General features: G+C 70.7%; 9 protein-coding genes and 1 pseudogene. 6 read left to right on the top strand and 4 right to left on the bottom strand.

The window, feature by feature from the left end:
• The 3 genes and pseudogenes from JHN63_RS11260 to JHN63_RS11250 form a co-directional block, all read right to left on the bottom strand.
• Positions 1 to 183: pseudogene (locus tag JHN63_RS11260) on the bottom strand (D-alanyl-D-alanine carboxypeptidase); the annotation flags it as partial.
• Positions 184 to 357: 174 nt separating this feature from the next.
• Positions 358 to 1,497 (bottom strand): transcription termination factor Rho, encoded by a 1,140-nt coding sequence (gene rho / locus JHN63_RS11255; protein ID WP_200679292.1) that lies wholly within the window; start codon positions 1,495 to 1,497, stop codon positions 358 to 360.
• A gap of 290 nt (positions 1,498 to 1,787) precedes the next feature.
• Positions 1,788 to 2,615, bottom strand: a complete 828-nt coding sequence (locus JHN63_RS11250) for a bifunctional 2-polyprenyl-6-hydroxyphenol methylase/3-demethylubiquinol 3-O-methyltransferase UbiG (protein ID WP_200679290.1) — start codon at positions 2,613 to 2,615, stop codon at positions 1,788 to 1,790.
• Between the two features lie 167 nt (positions 2,616 to 2,782).
• On the opposite strand from JHN63_RS11250, the gene JHN63_RS11245 reads away from it, so the two are divergent.
• The 6 genes from JHN63_RS11245 (at position 2,783) to JHN63_RS11220 (ending at position 7,898) form a co-directional block, all read left to right on the top strand.
• Positions 2,783 to 3,553 (top strand): SDR family NAD(P)-dependent oxidoreductase, encoded by a 771-nt coding sequence (locus JHN63_RS11245; RefSeq protein WP_200679288.1) that lies wholly within the window; start codon positions 2,783 to 2,785, stop codon positions 3,551 to 3,553.
• A 3-nt stretch (positions 3,554 to 3,556) separates the two neighbouring features.
• On the top strand, positions 3,557 to 3,970 hold the full coding sequence (locus tag JHN63_RS11240) for a VOC family protein (RefSeq protein ID WP_200679286.1): 414 nt from the start codon (positions 3,557 to 3,559) through the stop codon (positions 3,968 to 3,970).
• An 11-nt stretch (positions 3,971 to 3,981) separates the two neighbouring features.
• Positions 3,982 to 5,514, top strand: coding sequence for an MFS transporter (locus tag JHN63_RS11235; RefSeq protein ID WP_200679284.1), 1,533 nt, complete (start codon positions 3,982 to 3,984; stop codon positions 5,512 to 5,514).
• A gap of 154 nt (positions 5,515 to 5,668) precedes the next feature.
• Positions 5,669 to 6,307 (top strand): YciI family protein, encoded by a 639-nt coding sequence (locus JHN63_RS11230; RefSeq protein WP_200679283.1) that lies wholly within the window; start codon positions 5,669 to 5,671, stop codon positions 6,305 to 6,307.
• 2 nt (positions 6,308 to 6,309) lie between these two features.
• Positions 6,310 to 6,651, top strand: a complete 342-nt coding sequence (locus JHN63_RS11225) for a YciI family protein (protein ID WP_200679281.1) — start codon at positions 6,310 to 6,312, stop codon at positions 6,649 to 6,651.
• Positions 6,648 to 7,898: an RNA polymerase sigma factor gene (locus JHN63_RS11220; protein WP_200679279.1), complete on the top strand. Its 1,251-nt coding sequence runs from the start codon at positions 6,648 to 6,650 to the stop codon at positions 7,896 to 7,898. The genes JHN63_RS11225 and JHN63_RS11220 overlap by 4 nt, the downstream gene beginning before the upstream one ends.
• Here JHN63_RS11220 and JHN63_RS11215 read toward each other — a convergent pair.
• Positions 7,895 to 8,377 carry a MarR family winged helix-turn-helix transcriptional regulator gene (locus JHN63_RS11215; RefSeq protein ID WP_200679278.1) on the bottom strand — a complete coding sequence of 161 codons (483 nt, stop codon included), beginning with the start codon at positions 8,375 to 8,377 and terminating at the stop codon, positions 7,895 to 7,897. The genes JHN63_RS11220 and JHN63_RS11215 overlap by 4 nt on opposite strands.
• Positions 8,378 to 8,467 lie beyond the last annotated feature (90 nt).

Here is an 8,467-nt window from a genome sequence, read left to right as displayed (position 1 = left end):
CGCGACGAGCCAGGAGAGGGCGGAGAGGTCCGGGAGTCGGGGGGCGCCGGGGTGGGGGTGGACCTGGGTGCTGGGATCCGACCCGGTGTCGGCTGCCGCCGCGACGGGGGTGAAGGCGAGGACGCCTGTCAGGCAGAGGGCGCAGGCCGACATGGCGATCCGGGGTGAGAATCCGATAGTCATATCGGCAAACGTAGGAACGGAGTCGTTGTCCGGGGCGATGGCGGGGCCGAGCGGGGTGAGTGTGCACCCGGATGCGCTAGTGGTTCGGCCGCGGGCCCGGTGCGGGCTGGTCGCGCCACGCGGCGGAGCTGCATATCGGTACAGCGCCGCGGCCCCTGGGGCAGCAGGCTCCGGTCAGTTCGACGGCAGCGTCGGTTGGATCCGGCGTACGAACGTCGCGTTGTCCGGGGTCTCGCGCATGCGCTCCAGGAGAGTCTCCGTGGCGCTCTGGCCGTCCCTTGACTGGAGGGCCCTGCGCAGGCCTCGTACGGCGGTCAACTCTGCCGGAGTGAGCAGGAGTTCCTCGCGACGGGTGCCGGACGGGGTGATCTCCACGGCCGGGAAGACCCGGCGGGAGGCCAGCTCGCGGCTGAGGCGGAGCTCCATGTTGCCGGTGCTCTTGAGTTCCTCGAAGTAGAAGTCGTCCGCGCGGGAGCCGGTCTCGACCAGCGCGGTGGCGAGGATGGTGAGCGATCCGCCCTCCTCGGCGAGGCGGGCGGCGCCGAAGAACTTCTTCGGGCCGATCAGCGCGGTCGCGTCGACACCGCCGCTGAGGGTGCGGCCACCGGAGGCCGCCGCGTTGTTGTGCGCCCGGCACAGCCGGGTCAGCGAGTCGAGGAGGATCACCACGTCCTCGCCCGCCTCGACGAGCCGCTTGGCCCGCTCGATCACGAGCTCGGCCAGCGCGATGTGCTGCTTGGGGGCCTTGTCGAAGGTGGAGGCGTACACCTCGCCGCGCACGGAGCGCCGCATGTCGGTGACCTCCTCGGGGCGCTCGTCGAGCAGGACGACCATGAGGCGGGCCTCGGGGTGGTTGCCGGCGACGGCCGCCGCGATCTGCTGGAGCAGGACGGTCTTGCCGGTCTTGGGCGGGGCCACGATCAGCCCGCGCTGGCCCTTGCCGACGGGGGCGATCAGGTCGGCGACGCGTCCGGTGAGGCCGGCCGCCGGGTGTTCGAGGTGGAGCCGCTCACGCGGGTGCAGCGGCGTCAGGTCACGGAAGTGGCGTCGGCCGCGCAGTTCGCCGGGCGTGTGCCCGTTGACGAACGCGACCTCGGTCAGGGCGCGTTGGCCGCCGCGGACGCCTTCCACGAGGTCGCCCTTGCGCAGGCCGTGACGGCGGATCAGCGCGGGGGAGACCTGGAGGTCGGTGGGCGTGGGCTGGCAGTCCAGCGCCCGCAGGTACCCCTTCCCGTTGCCGTCGATGTCGAGGACACCGGTGGCGGTCCGGATACGGGGCTGTTCCTGTACGGGGGGTTCGAGTGTGGTGGTCATGATGGGTGGTCCTTTCAAGGACGGGTGCATGTGTCATGCGGAAGGAAGGGGGAGGAGCCGCAGAGGGAGGGCGCATGGGCGCTCCTCGGGGCGGCGGGAAACATCACCTCGGGTGCGGCGACAAGCCGCCGGTCACGAGATGGTGTGGAGAAAGCCGGTGTGCCGGTCGGAGATCGACGGGCTGCGCGGCGGAAGTGAAGTGGATCTGGCACCGGCGCCCAGAACGGGGCGTACACAAGTGCTGACCGCACCGTAGCACACCCGGTGCGGCTCTGGGTGTGAGGTGCGCCTCAGCAGGTCGCCAGGAGGCCGTACAGGAGGGGGATCCGCGGCTCTGGCAGGCGCCACCAGCCGGTCGGGGTCCGGACCATCTGCGGCCAGCGCGGCCACGGCAGTTCGTCGCTCTCGCGAAGGCGCCGGATGTTCAGTCCTGCTGTCGTCAACGCGTTGATGACCTCGTCTATTCCGTGCATCCACTCGTAACTGTCGGTCGCGTCCGCCACGGCCGGACCGTCGGTGTACGTGAACGTCGCGTCCCGGTGCACCGGACCACCGCCGCCCAGGTAGTCGTGGCGCAGCAGCAGTTCGGGTCCCTCACCCGGACTCGGCTTCGGGCCGAGGGAGTTGAGCAGGGGGTGGAACTCGACGATGTACGACAGGCCGCCCGGGCGCAGGAGTTGGGCGACCACATCGGCCCAGCGCGGTAGATCGGGCAGATAGCACAGGGCGCCCTTGCCGGTGTACACGATGTCGAACTGCCGTTGCCCCAGGGCCTCCACGGCGTCGTACACATTCGCCTGTACGTAGTCGACGTCCAGGCTCGCCTTCGCCGCGATGCCGGTCGCGGCCGTCACGGACGCCGCGGAGAAGTCGAGGCCCGTGGCGCGGGCCCCGCGCTGTGCGAACGCGAGGGTTTCGGTGCCCAGATGGCACTGGAGGTGCAGTACGTCCCGGCCGGCCAGGTCGCCGAGGTCGTCCCACTCGAAGGAGGCGAACCAGCGGGCCGGGTCCGGGTCGCCGTCGAGGCCGTAGAACCGGCTGGCGACGTGGACGGGGGTGCGGGCGTCCCAGTTCGCCTGGTTGGCGCGCATCAGCCGGGCCTGGTCGTCGGTGCTCATGGGGACATCCTGCCGTGAAGCCGTGCGGAGTTCCCGGCTTCCCGCCTCATACCAGCCATACGAACCCCCGATGGCCCTTCGCTGACCCATTTCTTGTTCTCGTCAATGGCCGTACCTACGCTGCCACCACCGCACCACGGCGGCACGGGACAAGGGACTTGGCAATCATGGGTCGACTGGCCGGGAAAATCGCTTTCATCAGTGGGACGGGGGCAGGAATAGGGCGGGCCGCGGCGCTGGTATTCGCGGCGGAAGGCGCCGAGGTCTTCGGCTGCGACATCGACGAGGACAGTGCGGCCGAGACCGTGGAACTCGTCGAGAAGGCCGGCGGAATCATGCGGTCACTCGCCCCAGTGGATCTGTCCACCCAGGACGGCGCCCGGGAGTGGATCGAGGCCGGGATCGCGTCCTTCGGCGGGATCGACATCCTGTACAACAACGCCTCCGCGCTGCGGAACGGCCCGTTCGAGACGATGCCCGCCGAGGACTGGTACTTCACCATCAGGAACGAGCTGGACATCCCCTACTTCTGCACCCAGGCCGCCTGGCCGCACCTGATCGCGCGGGGTGGCGGGGCCGTGCTCAACGTCGCCTCCGTGGCCGCCGTGCGCGGGGCGCCGTTCATGCCGATGGTGCCCCACGGGGCCGCCAAGGGCGGGGTGTTGGCGATGAGCCTGCACCTGTGCGCGGCGGGCGCCCCGCACCGCATCCGCGTCAACACCATCGCCCCGGGCATGACCCGCACCTCCGCCACCGCGCCCTTCCTCGACGATCCGGACGGCCCCAAGGCCCAGTTGGAGGCGCGCATCCCGGTCGGGCGGGTGGGGCGGCCCGAGGACATCGCGCGAGCCGCCGCCTTCCTCTGCTCCGACGAGGCGGCCTTCGTCAACGGCGCCAACCTCATGGTCGACGGCGGCGACAGCGCGATGGCGGGCTGAGCCGTGACCGTCCGACTCGACCACGTGGGCGTCAACGTAAGCGATCTGGCGGCCCAAGTCGCTTGGTACCAGGGCGCGTTCGGGCTCAAGACCGTCTTCGAGTTCCACCTCGAAGGGCCCGGTCTGCGAGGTGTCGTACTGGAGCATCCGCGGGGCTGGCGCATCGAGTTGCTCGCCAGGCCCGGTTCCGTCCCCGGCCCGCGCGCGCCGGACCCGATGACCGCCGTACTCACCGAGGGATACGGGCACTTCGCGGTCACCACCCCCGAACTCGACCCCGTCCACGGCGCGTTGGTCTCCCATGGAGCGGGCGAGGTCATGGCACCCGGGCCGTCCCCCGAACCCGGAGTGCGCATGGCCTGGGTCAGTGACCCCGAGGGAAATCTCATCGAACTCATAGAGAAAAACGCAGAGTGAGGGCACGCACGATGACGGATTCGACCTCCTTGAAAAGACTGGACCCCGGAACGCTCATAGCGTGCTGTCTCGCGGTCGCGGCGGCACAGTTGTGCATTACCGTTCCCTCGCCCATCAACGGAGAAATTCAGGCCGCATTCGGAGCATCGGGTTCCCAAGTCGCCTGGGTCACCTCGGCCTTCATTCTCCCCACCGCGATTCTGGAACTGAATTTCGGTGTGGTGGGCGATCTCTTCGGCCGCAAGCGGCTGTTGGTGCTCGGCGGGCTCGTGCTGGCGCTCGGTGAACTCCTCAACGCCGCCTCGCAGAACATCACCATGATGTGGACCGGGCAGGCCCTGGCCGGCATTGGCGCCGCCGCGCTGTTCCCCAGCTCCCTCGCGGTCATCGCGGCGGCCACACCCGACGGCAAGGATCGGGCGAAAGCCGTCTCCACCTGGGCGCTGTCGATCTCCCTCGCCTCCGCGCTCGGCCCGCTGTCCTCCGGGGTCCTCGCCACCGTCGCCGATTTCCGCTGGGCGTTCGTGCCGCCGGTCGTCCTCGGTCTGATCGTCGCGGTCACCTCCTGGAAGCTCGTCACCGACTCCAAAGCGCCCGAGGGCCGTGCGCTGGACTGGCCGGGACAGATCACCATCGCCATCGGCCTGACCGCCCTGCTCTGGGGCGTCATCGAGGGCGGCGACCGCGGCTGGGGCAGCGCGGCGATCGTGGGCTCGCTGACCCTGGCGGCCGTCGCACTCGTCGGGTTCGTCGTCGCGGAGACCCGCGCGGCCTCCCCGATGTTCAACCTCGGCCTGCTGAGGATCCCCTCCTTCGCGGCGGCGGCCGTCGTCGCGCTGGCCGGCATGTTCGGCTTCATCGGCACCGCCTACTGCGTCTCGATCCGCCTCGGCGCCGTGATGCACCTGAGCCCGCTGCGGGCCGGAATGCCCTTCGTGATCCTCCAGTTGATCCCGCTGCTGCTGGCACCGGTGCTCAGCCGGATGCTCACGAGGATCGACGCCCGCTGGCTCCTGATGGGCGGCCTGCTGCCCATGGCCGCCGGACAGTTCTGGATCGCCGCCCTGCCCATCACCACCACCTCCCTCGCGGCTTTCATCGGCCCGGTGCTGCTCCTCGGCGTCGGCTTCATCTGCGTGGTGTCCTCGCTGACCTCCGCCGCCGTGAACGCCGTACCGATCAACATGACCGGCATGGCCAGCGGCGCGACCAGCCTGGTCCGCGAGTTCGGGCAGGGCCTCGGACCGGCCGTCATCAGCACCATCGCGATGAGCGCGGCGTCCTCCGCCCTCGTCGGCAAGCTCAGCGGGGCCGACGCGGGCATGGAGAAGGCGGCCGGACCGCTCGCCGTCGTCAACGCGGGCAGCGCCTCGGCCAAGGCCGCCGCGCAGACCGCCCTCGGCCACGGCATGGCCCTCGGCGTGGTGATCTGCGGCTGCGCCTCGCTGCTGGGCGCGGTGGTCACCCTGCTGCTGGTGCGCAAGAACACCGAGCGCGCCACCGTGGGCGCGGGGGAGCCGTCGGTGCAGGCGGCGACCGCTTAGCGGGTACGTCGTGGAGGAGGCCGGGGCCTGGTGGCCCCGGCCTCTTCGCGTTCTCCCGAAGGAGTCCCGAAGAAGTTTTCCGACGGGGGTGTCGATCCGGCTCGGGTGCGTTCGTCGGTGGGGTGTAGGAAGCTCATGAGGACCAGGAGGATCCATGAAATACATGCTGCTCGTGTGTGGCGACGACACCGCCGACGCCTCCGGGATGGCACCCGTAGAACCCTGGGTGGAGGAACTCGGCGACCGCGACGTACGGCTGCACGGGCACCGGCTCGCGCTGCCCACGGAGGCTGTCACCGTGCGGGTGCGCGGCGGGGAGGTGCTGCGCACCGACGGGCCGTTCGCGGAGACCAAGGAGTACGTCGCCGGATTCGACATCCTGGAGTGCGACACCCTGGAGGAGGCGGTCGAGGCCGCCGCCAAGCACCCTGTGGCCACCATCGGCGCCATGGAGGTGCGCCCCTTCTGGCCGATGGACGGCGAGGAGGACAGCGAGACGGAGATCCGGGCACTCGATGCCGAGCGGCCCGGTACCGCGGACTTCCGCAAGGCCGTGGAGGAGGTCCTCGGGAGTGTGACCGGGCCCCTGACCCGCGAGGTGCTGGAGTCCCGCGTCCACGTCGACGAGTCCATCGCCTTCGGGATCGCCCTCGTCCGGCTGCACGGCACCCGCGCCGACGGCCGACCGCTGGACGACGTCCTGCGCGTGACCACCGGCTACCGCAACACCGGCCTGCGCTGGCAGGTCATCCACGAGCACGTCTCACCCGCCACCGAGAAGGCCGGGGAGTAGCCATGAAGTACGCCCTGCTCATCTGCACCCCCGTGGACGGCGAGGAACTCAGCCCCGCCGAGATCGCCGACGACCCCCGCTTCACCTCCTACATCGACGAGGTCCGCGGCCGCGACCTGATGCGCGGCGGAGCACGCCTACGGCCGTCCACGGACGCCACCACCGTCCGCGTGCAGGGCGATGAAGTCCTGCTCAGCGACGGGCCGTTCGTCGAGTCCAAGGAGTACGTCGCAGGCATCGACATCATCGAGGTCGCGGATCTGGACGAGGCGATCTCGCTCGCCTCCCGGCACCCCGCCGCGCTGGCCGGCGGTTCGGTCGAGGTGCGGCCGGTCTGGGAGTGAGCGTGCCGGACGTCGAGGCGGCGGTCGCCGCCGCCTTCCGCGAGGAGTGGGGCCAGGTCGTCGCCACCCTGATCCGGGTGACCGGCGACTGGGACCTCGCGGAGGAGTGCGCGCAGGACGCCTTCGCCCAGGCACTCGACCGGTGGCGGCGCGACGGAGTCCCGCGCCGCCCCGGCGCCTGGCTGACCACGACCGCCCGCAACCGCGCCCTCGACGTCCTGCGCCGGGAGGCGGTCGGAGCGGCGAAACTGCGGGAGGTCGCGGTGCTGGGGCGGGACGAGGGACCGTACGACCCGGAGTACGACGGTGACGACAGCGGCGTCGAGGACGACCGGCTGCGGCTGCTCTTCACCTGCTGCCATCCCGCGCTGCCCATCGAGGCCCGGGTCGCGCTGACCCTGCGCACGCTCGCGGGACTGACCACTCCCGAGATCGCCCGTGCCTTCCTCGTCCCCGAGGCGACCATGGCGCAACGCCTCGTGCGCGCCAAGAGGAAGATCCGCAACGCCGGTATCCCGTACCGGGTACCGCCCGCGCATCTGCTGCCCGAGCGGACGACGGGCGTGTTCGGGGTGGTGTACCTCCTCTTCAACGAGGGCTACGCGGCCACGTCCGGCGCCGAGTTGGTGCGAACGAACCTGTGCGCGGAGGCGATCCGGCTGGCCCGCGTCCTGGCACATCTCATGCCGGACGAGCCCGAAGTGCTGGGCCTGCTCGCCCTGTTGCTGCTGCACGACGCCCGCCGCCGCACCCGCGTGGACGCGGCGGGCGAGCTGGTGACCCTGGAGGACCAGGACCGTACGGCATGGGACCGGGCCGAGATCGACGAAGGCGCCGCCCTCCTGGAGAACACGCTCCGCCGGGGCCGCCCCGGGCCGTACCAGATCCAGGCCGCCATCGCCGCCTGCCACACCACCGCCCCCACCGCCGAGGACACCGACTGGGCCGATATCGCCGCCCTGTACGGCGAGTTGGAGCGCTTCGTGCCCTCCGCGGTGGTGCGCCTGAACCGGGCGGTCGCCGTGGGCATGGCCCAACACCCGGACGCGGGGCTGGAGTTGGTGGCCGGACTGGAGCGGTCGGGCGAACTGGCCGACTACCACCTGCTGCCCGCGACCCGCGCGGATCTGCTGCGCCGCGGCGGCCGTACGGCGGAGGCGGCCGCCGCGTACGAACGGGCGCTGGAGTTGGTGGAGAACGACGCGGAACGACGCTTCCTGGAACGGCGGTTGAGGTCCCTGTCCTAGTCCCGGTTCGTGCGCAGGTCGACCCCGTGGGCCTGGGCGTCGGTGGTCACGATCCTGGTCGCCAGCCGTGACAGCCGTGTGCGGTCGGCCTCGGGGAGCGGCTCGACACACTTCTCGATCCGCTCGGCGAACCGAGTGGCGACCTGCTGTGCGAGCTGTCGGCCGGCGTCGGTGATCGACACCTGGAACGAGCGGCGGTCGAGCGTGCTGGGCGTGCGGGTGACCAGCCCCCGGCGCTGCGCGCGGTCGACGAGGCCCGTGATCGAGGACTTGTCGAGGCCGAGGTGGTGGCCGAGTTGGTTCATCGTCGGCTCCCGGTCCCGCAGGATCCCGAGCAGCCGCGTCTGGGTGAGCGACAGGTCGTACTCCCCGGCGATCTCGGCCAGCGCGTTCTGCACCAGGAACGACAGCTGGGCGAGGGCGTCGACCAGGCCGAGGTCCTCGGTCGCGGGGGGCGCGGTGTCGCGCGGTGAGGTCATGTTCCGGATTCTACTTGCAAAGGTACGCGGCACCTACTAATTTAATTGGTGTCACGTACTAAAACCTACGCCCCGCGTACCAAATCCGAG

The sequence above is a fragment of the Streptomyces sp. MBT65 genome, assembly GCF_016612545.1.
Classification (GTDB): domain Bacteria; phylum Actinomycetota; class Actinomycetes; order Streptomycetales; family Streptomycetaceae; genus Streptomyces.
Note: the sequence above shows the minus strand (reverse complement) of the source record. Positions and strands in the feature narration are given on the sequence as shown.

Bases quoted from the DNA above. Each gene is read 5' to 3' on its own strand.
- JHN63_RS11235 (WP_200679284.1), top strand. From the start codon at position 3,982: ATGACGGATTCGACCTCCTTGAAAAGACTGGACCCCGGAACGCTCATA.
- JHN63_RS11250 (WP_200679290.1), bottom strand. From the start codon at position 2,615: ATGAGCACCGACGACCAGGCCCGGCTGATGCGCGCCAACCAGGCGAAC.
- JHN63_RS11215 (WP_200679278.1), bottom strand. From the start codon at position 8,377: ATGACCTCACCGCGCGACACCGCGCCCCCCGCGACCGAGGACCTCGGC.
- JHN63_RS11245 (WP_200679288.1), top strand. From the start codon at position 2,783: ATGGGTCGACTGGCCGGGAAAATCGCTTTCATCAGTGGGACGGGGGCA.
- JHN63_RS11230 (WP_200679283.1), top strand. From the start codon at position 5,669: ATGAAATACATGCTGCTCGTGTGTGGCGACGACACCGCCGACGCCTCC.
- JHN63_RS11225 (WP_200679281.1), top strand. From the start codon at position 6,310: ATGAAGTACGCCCTGCTCATCTGCACCCCCGTGGACGGCGAGGAACTC.
- rho (WP_200679292.1), bottom strand. From the start codon at position 1,497: ATGACCACCACACTCGAACCCCCCGTACAGGAACAGCCCCGTATCCGG.